The sequence below is a fragment of the Priestia sp. SIMBA_032 genome (assembly GCF_046535215.1).
GTDB classification, from domain to species: domain Bacteria; phylum Bacillota; class Bacilli; order Bacillales; family Bacillaceae_H; genus Priestia; species Priestia aryabhattai.
In genome coordinates, this window is the sequence record NZ_JAWRXD010000441.1 from 1 (window position 1) to 291 (window position 291).

Genomic DNA, 291 nt, shown 5'->3' on the forward strand with positions numbered 1-291 from the left:
GTAAATAAGTAAATAATAGACTGTGCAAAAGACATACTTACGAATACGTACTGACCCAATTCTCCTGCACTTAATGCCGGATGAAACGCAAAAAATGAATACACAAAAAAGGCCATAATAGCAAATGCACTACTCAAAAAATAGGCTGAGTATGTCCGTCTATTTCGCGTTACATTCCGATATGCGAGTTCTCTAATGTTCATATTACTTCTCCGCCCTTCTTTCTACTAACTATGTTTTTATATTAGTAAAGTACGGAAATACCTTCCATCGATTCAAATGACAAAAACC

The 291-nt window shown here is 35.4% G+C and carries 1 pseudogene; it reads right to left on the reverse strand.

Annotated features, from left to right (window positions below):
* A pseudogene (locus tag SB717_RS35080) lies at positions 1 to 203 on the reverse strand (ABC transporter permease); the annotation flags it as partial.
* Positions 204 to 291 lie beyond the last annotated feature (88 nt).